Origin of the sequence: Cupriavidus sp. L7L (assembly GCF_004353535.1) — a bacterium.
Taxonomy (GTDB): domain Bacteria; phylum Pseudomonadota; class Gammaproteobacteria; order Burkholderiales; family Burkholderiaceae; genus Cupriavidus; species Cupriavidus oxalaticus_A.
In genome coordinates this window covers 526,756-543,339 of sequence record NZ_SMNY01000010.1, presented here as the reverse complement: position 1 = coordinate 543,339, position 16,584 = coordinate 526,756, and the positions used below count along the sequence as shown (strand labels likewise).

Genomic DNA, 16,584 nt, shown 5'->3' with positions numbered 1-16,584 from the left:
CATGCAATATCGATCCGTCTTCCACGCCGGCCTGTTCGCCGGCCGTACCGTACTGGTCACCGGCGCCGGCAGCGGCATCGGCCGCTGCACCGCGCACGAGCTGGCCAGCCTGGGCGCGCGCGTGGCGCTGGCTGGCCGCAAGCTGGAAAAGCTGGAACAGGTCCGCGACGAAATCCTCGACGCCGAGCCCGACGCCGCAGACCGGCTGACGCTGCACAGTTGCGATATCCGCGACGAGGCGCAGGTGCGCGAGACCGTGGCCGCGGTGCTGGCGGCGCACGGCAGCATCGACGGCCTCTTCAACAACGCCGGCGGCCAGTTCCCGTCGCCGCTGCGCGACATCAGCCTGAAGGGCTGGGAAGCCGTGGTGCGCAACAACCTGACCGGCGGCTTCCTGGTGGCGCGCGAATGCTTCACGCAATGGATGGAAGCCAACGGCGGCGCCATCGTCAACATCATCGCCGACATGTGGAACGGCATGCCGGGCATGGGCCATTCGGGCGCGGCGCGCGCCGGCATGCTGTCGTTCACCGAAACGGCGGCGTGCGAATGGGCCGCCGCAGGCGTGCGCGTCAACGCCGTGGCGCCGGGATGGATCGCGTCCAGCGGCTTTGACACCTATCCGCCCGAATTCCAGGTCAAGATCCGCCAGCTGGCGCGCAAGGTGCCGCTGCAGCGGCTGGGCACCGAGGCCGAGGTCTCCGCGGCGGTGGTGTTCCTGCTGTCGCCGGCGGCGGCCTTCATCACCGGCTCGACCCTGCGCGTCGACGGCGGCGTGCCCAACGCCAAGCACACCTGGGCGCAGCCCCAGCACCAGCGCTCGCAGCCGTACAACGGCTTCCCGCTCTACACGCTGCCGCAATGCCTGGCGCCGTCCAACGAGTAAGCGAACACCATGACCCTGCAACCGCCCAACCCGCGCTACTACAGCGCGGACCATGAAGCATTCCGCGCCAGCGTGCGGCGCTTCTTTGAAAAGGAAGTCGCGCCCAATGCCGAGGCCTGGGACGAAGCCGGCAGCTTCCCGCGCGAGCTGTACCGCAAGGCGGCGCAAGCCGGCCTGCTGGCGCCCGGTTTTCCCGAGGAGTACGGCGGCGCGCCGTGCGATGCCTTCTACCGCATGATCCTGTTCGAGGAGCGCGCCTGGGGCGGCTCGGGCGGGATCGCCTCGGGGCTGTTCTCGCACACCATCGGCGCACCGCCGATCGCCGCGGTGGGCAGCGAGGCGCTGAAGGCGCGCGTGCTGCCGCAGATCCTGTCGGGCGAAAAGATTTCCGCGCTGGCGATCACCGAGCCCGACGCCGGCTCCGACGTGGCCCGGCTGTCGACCAGCGCGCGCCGCGAGGGCGACCACTATGTCGTCAACGGCACCAAGCTCTATATCACCTCCGGCATGCGCGCCGACTACATCACCGTGGCCGTGCGTACCGGCGGCCCGGGTGCGGGTGGCGTGTCGCTGCTACTGATCGAAGGCGATACGCCGGGGCTGAGCCGGACGCCGCTGAAGAAGATGGGCTGGTGGGCGTCCGACACCGCGCAGCTGTTTTTCGAGGACTGCCGCGTGCCGGTGGAAAACCTGGTCGGCGAGGAAGGCAAGGGCTTTGCCGCCATCACCCGCAACTTCAACCACGAGCGCCTGGCGCTGGCAGCGGCGGCCTGCGGCTATGCCCAGGTTTGCTTCCACGACGCGCTGGCGTGGGCGCGCGACCGCCATACCTTCGGCAAGCGGCTGGCCGACCACCAGGTGGTGCGCCACCAGCTGGTCGACATGGCCACGCGCATCGAATCCACGCGCGCCCTGCTCGACGACCTCGCCGCGCGGCTGGACGACGGCGCCGCGCCGGTGGCACAGATCGCGATGGCCAAGAACATGGCCACGCGGACCTTCCAGTTCTGCGCGGACCGCGCGGTGCAATTGCTCGGGGGGATGGGCTATATGCGCGGCAGCCGCGTGGAGCGGCTGTATCGCGAGGTCAAGGTGATGATGATCGGCGGCGGCGCCGAGGAAATCATGAAGGACCTGGCGGCGAAGCAGTTGGGGCTTTAAGCGCCTAGCGCCCGCGGCTTCTGCCGCGGGCGCTTTCCCTACGCAAGTCCTGCTTATTCCAGCTTCACCCCGCTCTTCTTCACCACCTCGCCCCAGCGCACCGCTTCCGTCCTGATAAAGGCCTGGAACTGCTCCGGCTTGCCGCCGACCGGCTCGATGCCGTAGTCGATCAGCCGCGCGCGCACGTCCGGCTGCCGCAGCACCGCATCCATGTCGGCCGAAAGCTTCGCCAGCACCGCCGGCGGCGTCCTGGCCGGTGCCAGCAGGCCGATCCAGCTGCCCGCCGTCACTGCCGGGAAGCCGGCCTCGGCCATGGTCGGCACCTCCGGTGCGGCTGGCCAGCGCGTCGGGCTGGTAATCGCCAGCGCGCGCACCTTGCCCGCCTTCACCTGCGGCATCATGGTCTGCACCGAATCGAAGATCACCGCGACCTGCCCCGAGAACAGGTCGGGCAACGCGGGCGAGATACCCTTGTACGGCACGTGCGTCATCTTCATGCCGACCGCCTGGGCGAACAGCTCGCCCGCCAGGTGCGCGCCCGAGCCGGTGCCGCTAGACGCAAAGGTCATCTTGTCCGGATTGGCCTTGCCCCAGCCCACCAGCTCCTTGACGTTGGTCGGCGGCAGTTGCGCACTGCCGACCAGCAGCAGCGGGATCCGGCCGATCATGCTGACGCCGGTCAGGTCCTTGACCGGGTCATAGCTCATCTTGCCGTACAGGCTCGGGTTGATCGCGTGGGCGGCGACAACGACCAGCAGCGAATAGCCATCCGGCGCCGATTTTGCGACGTTTTCCGAGCCGATCATGCCGTTGGCGCCGGCACGGTTTTCCACCACCAGCGGCTGGCCGATGCGCTCGGACAGCTTCTGCATGACCAGCCGCGTCACCGCGTCGGAAACGCCGCCGGGCGTATACGGCACGACCACGCGGACCGGCCGGTTCGGATAGGCGTCGCCCTGCGCCAGGGCCGGGATGGCGCCGGCAAGGCTGCCGGCGAGCAGGCTTAGCGTCAGCAGGCGGTGGACGCGCGCGTTGCGCCTGGATCGGGTCATGTGTCTCCTCCTTGTCAGGGTTGGCCGGGTCTATGCCCAGCTGTGCGGTACGGAAAGCGGGAAATCGAGCAGCATCTGCGCATAGCTCTTGCCCAGTGGGTCGGAGCGCAGGCTGGCCACGCCGCCGCCGCCCAGCGCGCCATGCATCAGGAAGTTCAGCGCATGCAGGCCGGGCACGTCGAAGCGCTCGACCTCGCCCGCGACCAGGTGGGCAAAGTACGCGCGCACGGCCTGCGGCGTCAGCTGCTCGCGCAGCAGCGCCAGGTACTCCGGCTTGCGCGCGATCACGCCGATGTTCTCGTCGTCGCCCTTGTCGCCGCCGCGCGCGTAGGCAAGCGCGACCAGCGGCCGGTGCACGCGCGGTTCGTCGGGCACCCGCGGCGGTGCCGGGCCATCGACCACGGCAGGCATTTTCGGTGCCCCGCTGGCCGCGGCGTTGGGGAGCGTGATCACGCCGCCCTCGAATTCCACGCGCATCGGCACGTCGGCCTTGGGCACCAGGAAGGAGAACACCTTCACCACCGGCTGGATATCGACACGCCCCGCAAAGGAAGATCGCGTCCCGGCTGCCATCGATGTCCCCGCCGACGAGCATTCGCGCTGCAGGAAGCTCAGGCCCCGCGCCTGCGGATGGCGCGCGCCGATGCGCAGCACCACTTCGCGCGTCGGCAACTCGCGCGCATGGGCGCCGTATTGCGATTCGCAGCCCAGCAGCTCGACCACGGTCTCGGTGTAATCGGGCATGCCGCGCTCGGCCAGCATGGCGCGGGTGCGCGCCAGCAGCGCGTCGGCGGTGCGGCGCGCCTTGGCCGGGGCGTCGATGCCGCGGATCGCCATCATCAGGCTGATCTGGAAGCCGTCCTGCCAGGTGGCGTTGCCCTTGTAGCGGGTGCCGGGCGCCCTGCCGCGCGCGCCAGCCACGCGCACGCGGCCCGGCTCGACCAGCTCGGTACGCACCATGCGGAAGTCGCAGGTCACGTCCGGCATCAGGTAGCTGGCGGGATCGCCCACCTCGTACAGCACCTGCTCTGCGACCGCGGCGGGGTCGACCAGCCCGCCGGTGCCATCCGGCTTGCTCAGCTCGAAGCTGCCGTCGTGCGCGCAGTCGATCACCGGGTAGCCCATCCGCTCCCAGCCGGGCACGCGCTCCCAGTCGGTGAACAACCCGCCGGTGGCCTGCGCGCCGCACTCGATCACGTGGCCCGCCAGCGTGCCGGCGGCAAGGCGGTCCCAGTCGGTCCAGTCCCAGCCGAACTCGTGCGCCAGCACCCCGACTACCACGGCGCTGTCGACGCAACGCCCGGTGATGACGATATCGGCGCCCAGCGCCAGCGCGCGGGCAATGCATTGCGCGCCGGTGTAGGCGTTGGCCGACCACGGCTCGGTGGTCGGCACCGGCGCCCCGGCAAGGTCGGTCAGCCCGTCGGCGCACCATTGCGCGAAGCTGGGCTGGACGTCGTCGCCGGTGACCACGGCGATGCGCGGATGCAGGCCCTGCTGCGCGGCCACCTTGAGCAGCGCGTCGCGGCAGGCCTGCGGGTTGAGGCCGCCGGCGTTGGCGACCACGCGGACGCCGCGCTGCAGGATCCCGGCCAGGTTGGGCCCCATCGCCGCCTGCACGAAATCGGTGGCGTAGCCGAGCGCCGGGTCCTTGGCGCGGGCGCGCGCCAGGATCGACATGGTGGTCTCGGCCAGGTAGTCGTAGACCAGGTACTGCAGGCCGGGCACGGTCAGCAGCTGCGGCGTGGCGATCGCGGAATCGCCCCAGAAGCCGGAGGCGCCGCCGATGCGAACGGTCTTGCCGGTGTGTGCCGCGGTATTTGCCGCGGTAGTTGCCGCGGAATGTGCCAGTTCGCTCATGCCGGCTCCTTCGCCACCACATCGGCTTCGACGCGCGCCAGCAGCGAGCCGGCGCTGGCCTGCCCGCCGGCGCGCGCGGCCAGTTCAGCGACCACGCCGGAAAACGGCGCAGCGATGGTGTGCTCCATCTTCATTGCCTCCAGCACCACCAGCGGCTGGCCGGCCTCCACACGCTCGCCTTCGGCCACGTGGACCGCGACGATGCGCGCCGTCAGCGGCGCCTGCAGGACCCCGCCGGCTTCACCGGCATCGCGGCGGCGGCGCGGGTCGTGCAGAGGGAACTGCCAGGCGCGGCCGGACTGGAACAGGTGCAGCACCTGCTTGTCGGCGGCGAACACCAGCGGATAGGCCACGCCGTCGCACTCGACCAGGGCCGTGCCGCTGTCGCCGTCGGCGCGCAGCACGCGCAGCGCGCAGGCGACCGGTTGCTGGCCGGGTTGCTGATCACTTTCGCGCTGGCGCAGCATCACGCGCCAGCCTTCGGCGGCGACGCGCAAGGTCGCTTCCCATGCCGTGCCGGCCGCGTACAGCACCACGCTGGCGGCGGCCCGTGCAAGCGTGGCGGGCTTGCCGTTGTCGCCCAGCAGCCCCGACGCGGCCAGCGCGGCGCTGGCCATCACGTGCAGCGGCGGCAGCGGCGCCTGCAGCGCGCCCTGCATGTGCGCATCAACGAAGCCGGTGTGCACGTCATTGCCCGCGAAGGCCGGATGTGCAAGGCAGTCGGCCAGGAAACCCTGGTTGCTCGGCACGCCCAGCAGCGCGCAGTCTTCCACCGCGCGCAGCAGCTTGCAGCGCGCTTCCTCGCGGTCGGTGCCATGGGCGACCAGCTTGGCCACCATCGAGTCGTAGTGCGTGGGGATGGCGCCGCCCTCTTCCAGCGCATGGTCGACGCGTACATCGCGGCCGGCGGCGGGCGGGCGCCAGCGCAGCAGCGGCCCGCCCTGCGGCAGGAAGCCGGCGGGCACGTCTTCGGCGGTCAGGCGGACCTCGATGGCATGGCCGTCGAGCTTCACCTGCTCCTGCGTCACCGGCAGCGGCTCGCCCGCCGCCACGCGCAACTGCCATTCGACCAGATCGAAACCGGTGATGGCTTCGGTCACCGCATGCTCGACCTGCAGGCGCGTGTTCATCTCCATGAAGTAGAAGTTGCCGTCGGCATCGAGCAGGAACTCCATGGTGCCGGCCCCGACATAGCCGATCGACCTTGCCGCGCGGACCGCGGCCTCGCCCATGCGCGCGCGCAGCGCCGGGCTGACCGCGGGCGACGGCGCCTCTTCGATGACCTTCTGGTGGCGGCGCTGCACCGAGCAGTCGCGCTCGCCCAGGTGGATGACATGGCCCTGCGTATCGGCGAAGACCTGGATCTCCACATGGCGCGGCGCGATCACGGCGCGCTCCAGGATCAGCTCGTCGGAGCCGAACGCGGCCGCGGCCTCGGAGCGCGCGCTGGCCAGCGCGATGGGCAGCGCCGCCGCCTCGCGCACCAGCCGCATGCCGCGCCCGCCGCCGCCGGCCGCGGCCTTCACCATCAACGGAAAGCCGATCGCGCCGGCTTCGGCCAGCAGCGTGGCGTCGTCCTGCGCCGCGCCCTGGTAGCCCGGCACGCAGGGCATGTCGGCGGCCAGCATCAGGCGCTTGGCCTCGGCCTTGTTGCCCATGGCGCGGATCGCCCCGGCGGGCGGGCCGACGAAGACCAGGCCCGCCGCCACCACGGCCTCGGCAAAGCCCGCGTTCTCGGCCAGGAAGCCGTAGCCCGGGTGGATGGCATCGGCACCGCTGGCACGGGCGGCCTCGATGATGGCGGGGATGTTGAGGTACGACTCGCGCGGCGCGGCGGCGCCGATGCAGACCGCGCGGTCCGCGAACCCCACGTGCGGGCTGTGGCGGTCGGCCTCGGAGTAGACGGCCACGGTGGCCAGCCCAAGGCGGCGCGCGGTGCGCATGATGCGCACCGCGATCTCGCCGCGGTTGGCGACGAGCAGCGTATGGAAGGGTCGGCTGGTTGCAGACATGTGGGAATCCTTTGAATTACCGGAAATTGGCAGGCGGCAGCCCTCAGTTCAGCTCAGCTCGGCGACTGCGCTGCGCGCACGGCATCGGCATCGAAGCGCACGGTCCAGCTCGCGTCACGCTTCTCGCGGAAGGCCGCCACGCCTTCGGCGCCTTCGCTGCGCATGCACTGGGCGAAAAGCCGCGAGGCTTCGTCCAGCAGCGGTCCCGCCGGCTCCTGGCCGCAGCGGCTGACCAGCGTCTTGAACACGCGGTTGGCATTGGGGGCGCAGCGGCCGATGCGCGTCAGCCATTCGGCGACCAGCGCGTCCAGCTCGGCGCTGTCGGCGGCCAGCTGGTCGACCAGCCCGATCGCCACCGCTGCCTCTCCGCCGATGCGCTCGCCGGTCAGGCCCAGGCGGCGCGTGGCCGCCGCGCCGATGCGCTGCACCACGAACGGCGCGATCTGCGCGGCGATGATGCCGAGCGTGGTTTCCGACAGCGCGAAACGCGCATCCCGCGTGGCCAGCACGATGTCGGCGGCGCACGCCAGGCCCATGCCGCCGCCCATTGCGGCGCCATCCACGGCGGCGATGACCGGCACCGTCAATGCGCCCAGCCGCTGCATGAAATAGCCGAATTCCCGGTTGCGCGTGGCGACCGGGTCTTCCCGGCTGGCTTCGGCATCGAGCCGCGCCTGGAAGTTGCCGACATTGCCGCCGGCACTGAACATGCCGCCGGCGCCGCGCAGCACCAGCGCGCGCACCTCGGGGCCGGCTTCGGCCTGCTCGACCGCCGCCGCCAGCGCGGCAACGACCTCGGGCGCCAGCGCATTGCGCGTGGCCGGGATATTGAGGGTGGCGAACAGCACGCCGCCGGCGCGGCGTACGATCACGGATTCGGTTTGCGTTGGGTCGGTCATGGCGCCTCCTGCCTGTCAGCCGCGCGACATCAGGCCCATCTGCTTGGCGATGACCTGCAGCATCACTTCGTCCGCGCCGCCGCCGATCGAGCCCAGGCGGAAGTCGCGGTACGCGCGCGATGCATGGTTGTCCCACGTGTAGCCCATGCCGCCCTGGAACTGCATGCACCAGTCGGCCACCTCGCGCGACAGGCGCCCGGCCTTGAGCTTGGCCATCGACGCCAGCTCGACCACGTCGCCGCCGGCGATATAGGTCTGCGTGGCCAGGTAGACCAGCGCGCGCAGCGCTTCCATTTCGGTCTTCAGCTCGGCCAGCTTGAACTGGATGAACTGGTTGTCCAGCAGCGGCTTGCCGAAGGCGATGCGCTGGCGCAGGTACTCGGCGGTTTCCTCGATCAGCGCGGTGCAGGCGAGCCGGCGCGCCGCGCCGTTCAGCCGCTCTTCCTGGAACTGCTTCATCTGGTAGATAAAGCCCATGCCCTCCTCGCCGATGCGGTTGCGTACCGGCACGCGCACTTCGTCAAAGAAGATCTGCGCAGTGTCCGAGCACCACATGCCGAACTTCTTGATCTTCTGCACTTCCACGCCGCGCACGCGCTTGCCGTCTTCCTTGATCGGCACCACGATCAGCGACTTGTTCTTGTGCACGGGCCCGTCGGAAGTGTTGCACAGCAGGCAGATCCAGTCCGACTGGGTGCCGTTGGTGATCCACATCTTGGAGCCGGAGATGACATAGTCGTCGCCGTCGCGCACCGCGCGCGTCTTGAGCGAGGCCACGTCGGAACCCGCGCCCGCCTCGGACACGCCGATCGAGCACACCATGTCGCCGGCGATGGCGGGCGCCAGGTAGTTGCGCTTCAGTTCATCGGAGCCGAACGCAGTCAGTGCCGGCGTGGCCATGTCGGTCTGCACGCCCACGCCCATGCCGACGCCTTGTGCGCGCGCATACCCGAGCGCCTCGGCGGCGGCAACGGCATAGGAGAAGTCGAGCCCCATGCCGCCATACTCCACCGGCTTGGTGATGCCGAGGAAGCCGAGGTTGCCCATCTTCTTGAACAGCTCGTGCGCCGGAAACACCTCGGCGGCTTCCCATTCGTCGACGAAGGGATCGATCTCCGCCGAGACGAAGCGGCGGATGCTGTCCATGATGTTGCGGTGGTCTTCGGTGTAAAGCATGCTGGTCTCCCGGATTTCGTTGCGTTCTGGTTGTCTGGAGGCGGCGGCGCTCAGAAGCGCCCGACGCCGAACTGGATGGCATGCGGCTGGCGCAGCGCCGCCTCGCGCGCGGTGGCCAGCACAAAGGCCAGCACCGCACGCGTGTCGCGCGGATCGATCACGCCGTCGTCCAGCAGCAGGCCGCTGGTGACGAAGGCGCTCGCCTGCCGCTCGAAGTTGGCGACGATCTCGGTGGTCTGGCCGGCCAGCTGCGCCTCGTCGACCGGCTTGCCCTTGCGCGCCGCCTGCTGGCGCGCCACGATCTCCAGCGTCATGGCGGCCTGCTCGCCGCCCATCACCGCGGTGCGCGCGTTCGGCCACGAAAAGCAGAAGCGCGGCTTGAAGCCCCTCCCGCACATGCCAAAGTTGCCCGCGCCGAACGAGGCGCCACAGTACAGCGTAATCTGCGGCACCCTGGAGTTGGACAACGCCTGGATCATCTTGGCGCCGTGCTTGATCATGCCGGCCTCTTCCGAGGCGCGCCCGACGATAAAGCCGGTGGTGTTCTGCAGGAATACGATCGGCGTGCCGGACTGGTTGCACAGCTGGATGAACTGCGCGGCCTTGGTGGCGCCGGCGGGATCGATCGGGCCGTTGTTGGTGATCAATCCTACGGTATTGCCCTCGATGCGGGCATGGCCGCACACCGTGCCGGGGCCGTAGTCGGGCTTGAACGGCAGCCACGCCGAATCGTCGACGATGCGCGCGATCACCTCGCGCATGTCGACCGGGCGCTTCATGTCGAGCGTCATGACGCCGTCCAGTTCCGACGGGTCCAGCCGCGGCGGGCGCGCCGGCTGTGCTGGCTGGGGCTCCACACGGGGCCAGTCCAGGCTGGCGACGATGTCGCGCGCGGTGGCGATGGCGTGCTCGTCGTCTTCCGCAAGGTATTCGGCCAGGCCGGTGGCGGTGGCATGCAGGTCGGCGCCGCCCAGTTCCTCGTCGGTGGCGATCTCGCCGGTGGCGGCCTTCAGCAGCGGCGGCCCGGCCAGGAAGGCGCGGGCGCGGTTGCGCACCATCACCACGTAGTCGGACAGGCCGGGCATGTAGGCGCCGCCCGCCGTGGACGAGCCGTGCACGACCGTGATTACCGGCAGCCCGGCCGCCGACAGCCGCGCCAGGTTGTAGAAGATGGCGCCGCCGCGCACGAACTTGTCGACGCGGTACTTGCGCAGGTTGGCGCCGGCCGACTCCACCAGGTGGATGAAGGGCAGCCGGTTTTCCAGCGCGATTTCCTGGCAGCGCACCAGCTTCATGTTGCCGGCCTCGGTCATGGCGCCGGCATCGATGCCGGAATCGGTGGCGAGCACCATGCAGCGCACCCCGCACACGAAGCCGATGCCGGCCACCAGCGAGCCACCGGGCACCGAGGTCTCCGGATCGGGATCGTCCATGCAGAAGCCCGCCAGCGTGGACAGCGGCAGGAACGGCGCACCCGGGTCGAGCAGGCGGCCGACGCGCTCGCGCGGCAGCAGCGCGCCACGCTTTGCAAAGGCGGGCCGCGAGCGCTCGGACGCGGCCACGGCGCGCTGCTCCAGGCCGTGCAGGCGGTCGATCAGTGCCTGCATGCCGGCGCGCTGGCCGGCGAAGGTGTCGGAGGACGGGTCAATGCGGGATTCGATGGGGATCATGGCGCGTGCCTGTGGTTCCGTGATGGATGGATTGCAAACCACGGCGCACGGCGCGACAACCGCAATCGCTCAGATTGTGCATAATGTGCACAATCTGCCGAACCAGCACGGCGCCGCCGACGCATCCAGCCATGCCCCCCAGATCCCCTGCCCCCGGCGGCGTCCAGAGCCTGGCGCGCGCCTTCACCCTGCTGCAGTTGCTGGCCGAACACCATGACGCCGGGCTGGCGCTGCCCGACCTTGCCGCCATGGCCGGCATCGACCGCACCACCGCCCACCGCATGGCGCGCTTCCTGGAAGCCGGCGCGTATATCGAGCGCGAATCGGCCGGCAAGCGCTATCACCTCGGTACCGCGGCGATGGCGCTCGGGCTGCGCGCGATGAACCGGCCGCCGCCCAACAGCGCCCTCGTCAGCAAGATGAAGGCACTGGCGCGGCTGACCGGCGACGCGGTCTTCCTGATCGTGCGCATCGGCGACCATGGTCATTGCCTGCATACCGAGGAAGGCAGCCACCGCATCAAGACCTTCCACATGCTGACCGGCACCTCGCGCCTGCTGGGCCAGGGCACCGGCAGCATGGCGCTGCTTGCCAAGATGGACAACGACGCGGTCCGCGCGCACTACGAACGCCACCGCGCCGAGTACGAAGCCGGCGGCCTCAGCCTGCTCCGGCTGATGCGCGGCGTCGAGCGCAGCCGCAAGCTGGGCTACGCGCTGGCCGGCGCGGAAGGCGTGGCGGGCGTGGGCTACGCCCTGCCGCTGGCAATGGGCGCGGACGCGGCCATCAGCATCGTTTCGACTGCGTCGCGGATGTCGGCGGCACGCCGGCATGAAATGGGCGGGATCATCGTGGCGATGTTCGCGTAGCAAGGATGAAGCGGCGCGGCCGCGCGAACCCCCGGCTTTGCGCGACCTGTTGCCGCACTGAGCGGCCGCCCACCTCGGTTTTGAAACGCGCCTCTGTCAGAGGCCGCACAGAGCCGCACCACGTCGGCGGCGTTCAATGGTGACGCAAGCAGAGATACGCACGAACGCGCCCGCCGCCCTGGCATCGGCCGGGCCAGGCCGCCTTCACTGGAAGGCGGGATCAGTCCAGGTGCCAGAACAATAAATTCCCCCGCCGGCCAGAGGGAGGGTCGGCATTCCAGGCCACGCCCCGACGTCGGAGCGTGGCTTTTTTTTGTTTCGCCGGAGGGTGGACCAGGTCACGCGCGCCAGCATCATCGCGCCATATCTGTCGCTGGTCATGCAGCTCGATGCTTCGGTCATCGCCGCGCGGTGCCGGGGTAACGGGTGCGGATGGCGATGCCACCAGCATGGGATACCGGGGCCAGACGGATCTTCCGGAGGTGCAAGCGGCCCATCAGCCGGTAGAATTTCGTTGCCACCAGCAAACGCCAGAGCCGTGCGCAGGTGATCAGATGTCGAAGTACAGATAGAACTCCCACGGGTGCGGGCGTAACTTCAATGTATCGATCTCGTGCGTGCGCTTGTAGTCAATCCAGGTCCTGATCAGGTCTTCAGTGAAGACATCTCCCTTTCGCAGGAATGCAGAATCGGATTCCAGTGCGGAAAGCGACTCTTCGAGAGAACCTGGAACCTGCCGGATGCCGGCGGCTTCCTCCGGTGGCAGATCATAGATGTTCTTGTCGAGCGGGTCGCCGGGGTCCGTCTGGTTTTCAATACCGTCAAGGCCGGCAAGCAGCATTGCCGAGAAGGCGAGATAGGCATTGGCCGACGGGTCAGGGCAGCGGAATTCAACGCGCCTGGCGCTTGGGGAATCAGAAACCATTGGAATCCTGGCGGCGGCAGATCGGTTGCGCTGCGACATGGCCAGATTGACAGGCGCCTCGTAACCGGGCACCAGTCGCTTGTAGGAGTTTGTGCTCGGCGCACAGAACGCCATCAGGGCGGGGGCGTGCCTGAGCAAGCCGCCTATGTACCACCGGCACATCTGGGACGTCTGCGCCCAGCCATTCTCGTCGTAGAAGAGGTTCTCGTCGCCGCGCCAGAGGCTTTGGTGGCAATGCATGCCGCTCGCGTTGTCGGCAAACAGGGGCTTAGGCATGAATGTGGCGACCTTGCCGTGGCGGCGTGCAACATTCTTGCAGAAGTACTTATACATCATCACGTTGTCCGCCATTCGGGTCAGCGGTGCAAAGCGCATGTCGATCTCATTCTGGCCCGCCGTGGCTACCTCATGGTGATGCACCTCGACCCGGACGCCAGCCTGCATCAGCGCGAGTACGATTTCGGAGCGGATATCCTGCAGCGTATCGCTTGGCGGCACGGGAAAATATCCTCCCTTGTAGTGCTGCTTGTACCCAAGATTGCCTCCGCCATAGGCGCCTTCGTCACGGCCGGAGGCCCATTCGCCTTCGGCGGATTCGACATGGTAGTAGCCAGAGTGCTGGTCCTGGCCGAAGCGAATGGAGTCGAAAATGAAAAACTCCAGTTCGGGGCCAATGTAGCAAACCGTGGCAAGACCGGTTTGCTGGAGATAAAGCTCCGCCTTTCTCGCAATGTGGCGCGGATCGCGCGAATATGGCTGGTGCAGGACAGGGTCCAGCACGTCGCAGATCAGGACCAGCGTTGGTGCCGTACAAAACGGATCGATGAATGCCGTGGCCGGGTCAGGCCTGACCAGCATGTCGGATTCGTGTATTTGCTGGAACCCACGAATGGACGACCCGTCGAACCCGATGCCGGCTGAGAATAAATCGTCATTGACTTCCGGCAGCGTGATCGAGAAGTGCTGCCACACGCCGGGCAAGTCCGTGAACCTGAGGTCAATGACCTGGATCGCATGCTCCTTGATCAGAGCGATGACTTCACCAGGGTTTTGCGGCGGTGCAACGTGATAGCTGCCGGGTTCTATTGAGACCGTGCTCATAAGCGCCTCCGTCGTCTGACCCCGGAGCATAGTCCAACATTAGCCTGTCAGGTTCCGATTGCAAAGTGCCTCGCGAACCGTGCAGGCATCTCCGATGCGGCCCCATGTGTGAAGTCTGCGCTCTCACCAGCCAGATCGCCGCAATACGGAAACCTGGAAGCAGGTGTTGGGAATGGATCAGTGCGGCTCGCGGAGCACTCGGCAAATCGTCGTCCTGGCAATGGTAGCTGTCACCTTTGGCTACACTGAACGCACTCCGCGCAAAGAGGGCCGCTCCATGCCAGACACGTTCATCTTCAACCGGTACCGCACCTGGCGCTGCTGGCCAGGCCATGCGTTTTGTATTGCACTGCTTGCGGCAGCCGTGGCTGGATGTGAAGCCCCGCCTCGCGATACCTCCATGACTCCGCCGCCGCCACGCTTGCCGATTGCGGCTGGCGACGAGGTATATCCGGCGCCCGGCACGGCGCGCGACACCCGCCCTGCAACGCCCACCCGCTAGCGGAGTCGCGTCGCGCCGGCCGCGCTGGCTCGCCAGCCCATCAAGCGCCGGCCAGCTTGCAAAAGCCGGCGCGCAAGCGCGCCGGCCCCCCGCCCGCTCAGAACGAGCGCGGCAGGCCGAGAATATGTTCCGCGACGTACGAGTAGATCAGGTTGGTCGAGATCGGCGCGACCTGGTACAGGCGCGTCTCGCGGAACTTGCGCTCGACGTCGTATTCGCACGCAAAGCCGAAGCCGCCGTGGAACTGCAGGCAGGCGTTGCCGGCTTCCCAGCTGGCCTTGGCCGCCAGGTACTTGGCCATATTGGCCTGGGCGCCCATCGGCTCGTGCTTGTCGAACAGTTCGCAGGCCTTCCAGCGCATCAGGTTGGCGGCTTCCAGCTCGATGAAGGACTCGGCGATTGGGAACTGCACGCCCTGGTTCTGGCCGATGGGGCGGCCGAAGACTTCGCGCTCGCTGACGTACTTGGTGACGCGGTCCATGAACCAGTAGCCGTCGCCGATGCACTCGGCGGCAATCAGGGTGCGCTCGGCGTTGAGGCCGTCGAGGATGTACTTGAAGCCCTTGCCCTCTTCGCCGATCAGGTTTTCCTCGGGGATTTCCAGGTCTTCGAAGAACAGCTCGTTGGTCTCGTGGTTGACCATGTTCGGGATCGGCCGCACGGTCAGGCCCTTCTTCTGCGCTTCGTGCAAGTCGACCATGAAGATGGACATGCCTTCGCTCTTCTTCTTCACGTCGGCCAGCGCGGTGGTGCGCGCCAGCAGGATCATGAAGTCGCTGTGCTGCACGCGGCTGATCCACACCTTCTGGCCGTTGACGACATAGCGGCCGTCCTTCTTGACCGCCGAGGTCTTGATCTTGGTGGTGTCCGTGCCGGTGGTGGGCTCGGTCACGCCCATCGACTGCAGGCGCCATTCGCCCGAGGCGATCTTCGGCAGGTACTTTTCCTTCTGCGCCTGGGAGCCGTGGCGCAGCAGCGTGCCCATGTTGTACATCTGGCCGTGGCAGGCACCGGAGTTGCCGCCGCTGCGGTTGATTTCTTCCATGATGACCGAGGCTTCGGTCAGGCCCAGGCCGGAACCGCCGTACTCTTGCGGGATCAGCGCTGCCAGCCAGCCGGCCGCGGTCAGTGCATTGACGAAGGCTTCGGGGTAGGCGCGCTGCTCGTCGACCTTGCGGAAGTATTCATCCGGGAATTCGGCGCAAAGCGCGCGCACGGCATCGCGGATTTCTTGGTAGTTGTTCGATTGGGTCTGTTCGATCATGGCGCGTCGTTGGCTTGGGTACGGACGAAATTGCGGACGGAATTTGCGGCGCATCGGTCCCACGGAATGCCCGCGGCGACCGCCGATGTTGTCTTGGCCGCAATGGTCGCTGCGATCGCCGCCCCGGGCAATCAGCCATTGCGAAAGCGCGCCTTCCACTGCGCTTAAGGCCGGCATCCGGGGCCGCCGAGTGCCGTTTTCGCGAACGCCGAAGCCGACCATTGGCATTGTCAAATAGCGCAAAACCCACTTTGGCGACATCCTCACGGCTATCTCCTGATGAAGACATAGGACCCCCGGACATGGCAGTGAGCTACCAGCACCTCAAGCAGCGACCGTTCGCCCCCGTACGCCAGCGCTATACCGAGCGCGACACCATGCTGTACGCACTCAGCCTGGGGCTGGGCAACGATCCGCTGGATGCGGCCGCCCTGCCCTTCGTGTTCGAGGGCGCCGCGGGCGGGCTGCGCACGCTGCCGTCGCAGGCCGTGGTGCTGGGCTATCCGGGCTTCTGGGCGCGCGAGGCCGATACCGGCATCGACTGGGTCAAGCTGCTGCACGGCGAGCAGCGCATGCGGCTGCACCGCCCGCTGCCGGCCAGCGCCGACATCGTCGGCCACAACCGCATCACGCGCCTGACCGACAAGGGTGAAGGCAAGGGCGCGATCATGGTGACCGAGCGCCGGCTCGAAACGGCGGACGGCGAGTTGCTGGCGACGGTGCAGCAGGTCAGCTTCCTGCGCGGCGATGGCGGCTACAGCCAGCGCGACGGCGGCCAGCCCAGCGACGAGCCGCTGCCCGCATTGCGCCCCACGCCGGAAGACCGCGCGCCGGACTTCACCGACGCGCAGGCAATCCGCCCCGAGGCCGCGCTGCTGTATCGCCTGATGGGCGACTTCAACCCGCTGCATGCCGACCCGGAAGTTGCCAGGGCCGCAGGCTTCGAGCGTCCGATCCTGCACGGCCTGGCCAGCTACGGGCTGGTCGCGCATGCGCTGGTGCGCCAGTGCGCGGACCACGATCCCGCCCGCCTGCGCGCGCTGGATATCCGCTTCACCGCGCCGGTGTTCCCGGGCGAGACGCTGGTCACCGAGATCTGGCGCACGCCGGACAATCCTAACCACTTCCGGTTGCGCGCACGCGTGGCCGAGCGCGACAAGGTAGTGCTCAGCCATGGCTGGGCCGAGATCGCCTGAGCCTGCACCGC

General features: G+C 68.2%; 12 protein-coding genes. 4 read left to right on the top strand and 8 right to left on the bottom strand.

Going from position 1 to position 16,584, the window contains the following annotated elements; translation table 11 throughout:
• Position 1 precedes the first annotated feature (1 nt).
• Together E1J61_RS14155 and E1J61_RS14150 are read left to right on the top strand one after the other, a co-directional pair.
• Positions 2-886, top strand: a complete 885-nt coding sequence (locus tag E1J61_RS14155; protein WP_133094661.1) for an SDR family oxidoreductase — start codon at positions 2-4, stop codon at positions 884-886.
• Between the two features lie 9 nt (positions 887-895).
• Positions 896-2,047 (top strand): acyl-CoA dehydrogenase family protein, encoded by a 1,152-nt coding sequence (locus E1J61_RS14150; RefSeq protein WP_133094660.1) that lies wholly within the window; start codon positions 896-898, stop codon positions 2,045-2,047.
• A 53-nt stretch (positions 2,048-2,100) separates the two neighbouring features.
• Here E1J61_RS14150 and E1J61_RS14145 read toward each other — a convergent pair whose 3' ends face one another.
• Genes E1J61_RS14145 through E1J61_RS14120 form a run of 6 tightly spaced genes read right to left on the bottom strand, consistent with a single transcriptional unit; the run spans position 2,101 to position 10,716 of the window.
• Positions 2,101-3,099: a tripartite tricarboxylate transporter substrate binding protein gene (locus tag E1J61_RS14145; protein WP_133094659.1), complete on the bottom strand. Its 999-nt coding sequence runs from the start codon at positions 3,097-3,099 to the stop codon at positions 2,101-2,103.
• 30 nt (positions 3,100-3,129) lie between these two features.
• Positions 3,130-4,959, bottom strand: coding sequence for an acyclic terpene utilization AtuA family protein (locus E1J61_RS14140; protein ID WP_133094658.1), 1,830 nt, complete (start codon positions 4,957-4,959; stop codon positions 3,130-3,132).
• Positions 4,956-6,971, bottom strand: a complete 2,016-nt coding sequence (locus E1J61_RS14135) for an acetyl-CoA carboxylase biotin carboxylase subunit (RefSeq protein ID WP_133094657.1) — start codon at positions 6,969-6,971, stop codon at positions 4,956-4,958. The genes E1J61_RS14140 and E1J61_RS14135 overlap by 4 nt, the downstream gene beginning before the upstream one ends.
• A 53-nt stretch (positions 6,972-7,024) precedes the next feature.
• Positions 7,025-7,870, bottom strand: coding sequence for an enoyl-CoA hydratase/isomerase family protein (locus tag E1J61_RS14130; protein ID WP_133094656.1), 846 nt, complete (start codon positions 7,868-7,870; stop codon positions 7,025-7,027).
• A 15-nt stretch (positions 7,871-7,885) separates the two neighbouring features.
• Positions 7,886-9,046, bottom strand: coding sequence for an acyl-CoA dehydrogenase family protein (locus E1J61_RS14125; protein ID WP_133094655.1), 1,161 nt, complete (start codon positions 9,044-9,046; stop codon positions 7,886-7,888).
• A 50-nt stretch (positions 9,047-9,096) separates the two neighbouring features.
• The gene (locus E1J61_RS14120) at positions 9,097-10,716 is read right to left on the bottom strand and encodes an acyl-CoA carboxylase subunit beta (RefSeq protein ID WP_133094654.1); all 1,620 of its coding nucleotides are present in this window, start codon (positions 10,714-10,716) and stop codon (positions 9,097-9,099) included.
• A 131-nt stretch (positions 10,717-10,847) separates the two neighbouring features.
• Here E1J61_RS14120 and E1J61_RS14115 point away from each other — a divergent pair, with 131 nt between their 5' ends.
• On the top strand, positions 10,848-11,585 hold the full coding sequence (locus E1J61_RS14115) for an IclR family transcriptional regulator (protein ID WP_133094653.1): 738 nt from the start codon (positions 10,848-10,850) through the stop codon (positions 11,583-11,585).
• Positions 11,586-12,135: 550 nt separating this feature from the next.
• Here E1J61_RS14115 and glnA read toward each other — a convergent pair.
• Positions 12,136-13,611 (bottom strand): type I glutamate--ammonia ligase, encoded by a 1,476-nt coding sequence (glnA, locus tag E1J61_RS14110; RefSeq protein WP_133094652.1) that lies wholly within the window; start codon positions 13,609-13,611, stop codon positions 12,136-12,138.
• Positions 13,612-14,210: 599 nt separating this feature from the next.
• The gene (locus E1J61_RS14105; RefSeq protein WP_029048285.1) at positions 14,211-15,377 is read right to left on the bottom strand and encodes an acyl-CoA dehydrogenase family protein; all 1,167 of its coding nucleotides are present in this window, start codon (positions 15,375-15,377) and stop codon (positions 14,211-14,213) included.
• Positions 15,378-15,679: 302 nt separating this feature from the next.
• Between E1J61_RS14105 and E1J61_RS14100 the strand changes: the two genes are divergently transcribed.
• A complete protein-coding gene (locus E1J61_RS14100) occupies positions 15,680-16,573 on the top strand; it encodes a MaoC/PaaZ C-terminal domain-containing protein (protein WP_133094651.1) in 894 nt (297 codons plus the stop codon).
• Positions 16,574-16,584: the final 11 nt, after the last annotated feature.

Excerpts from the sequence above, each read along its gene's own strand:
- E1J61_RS14155 (WP_133094661.1), top strand. The coding sequence starts at position 2 with ATGCAATATCGATCCGTCTTCCACGCCGGCCTGTTCGCCGGCCGTACC.
- E1J61_RS14150 (WP_133094660.1), top strand. The coding sequence starts at position 896 with ATGACCCTGCAACCGCCCAACCCGCGCTACTACAGCGCGGACCATGAA.
- E1J61_RS14145 (WP_133094659.1), bottom strand. The coding sequence starts at position 3,099 with ATGACCCGATCCAGGCGCAACGCGCGCGTCCACCGCCTGCTGACGCTA.
- E1J61_RS14140 (WP_133094658.1), bottom strand. The coding sequence starts at position 4,959 with ATGAGCGAACTGGCACATTCCGCGGCAACTACCGCGGCAAATACCGCG.
- E1J61_RS14135 (WP_133094657.1), bottom strand. The coding sequence starts at position 6,971 with ATGTCTGCAACCAGCCGACCCTTCCATACGCTGCTCGTCGCCAACCGC.
- E1J61_RS14130 (WP_133094656.1), bottom strand. The coding sequence starts at position 7,870 with ATGACCGACCCAACGCAAACCGAATCCGTGATCGTACGCCGCGCCGGC.
- E1J61_RS14125 (WP_133094655.1), bottom strand. The coding sequence starts at position 9,046 with ATGCTTTACACCGAAGACCACCGCAACATCATGGACAGCATCCGCCGC.
- E1J61_RS14120 (WP_133094654.1), bottom strand. The coding sequence starts at position 10,716 with ATGATCCCCATCGAATCCCGCATTGACCCGTCCTCCGACACCTTCGCC.
- E1J61_RS14115 (WP_133094653.1), top strand. The coding sequence starts at position 10,848 with ATGCCCCCCAGATCCCCTGCCCCCGGCGGCGTCCAGAGCCTGGCGCGC.
- glnA (WP_133094652.1), bottom strand. The coding sequence starts at position 13,611 with ATGAGCACGGTCTCAATAGAACCCGGCAGCTATCACGTTGCACCGCCG.
- E1J61_RS14105 (WP_029048285.1), bottom strand. The coding sequence starts at position 15,377 with ATGATCGAACAGACCCAATCGAACAACTACCAAGAAATCCGCGATGCC.
- E1J61_RS14100 (WP_133094651.1), top strand. The coding sequence starts at position 15,680 with ATGGCAGTGAGCTACCAGCACCTCAAGCAGCGACCGTTCGCCCCCGTA.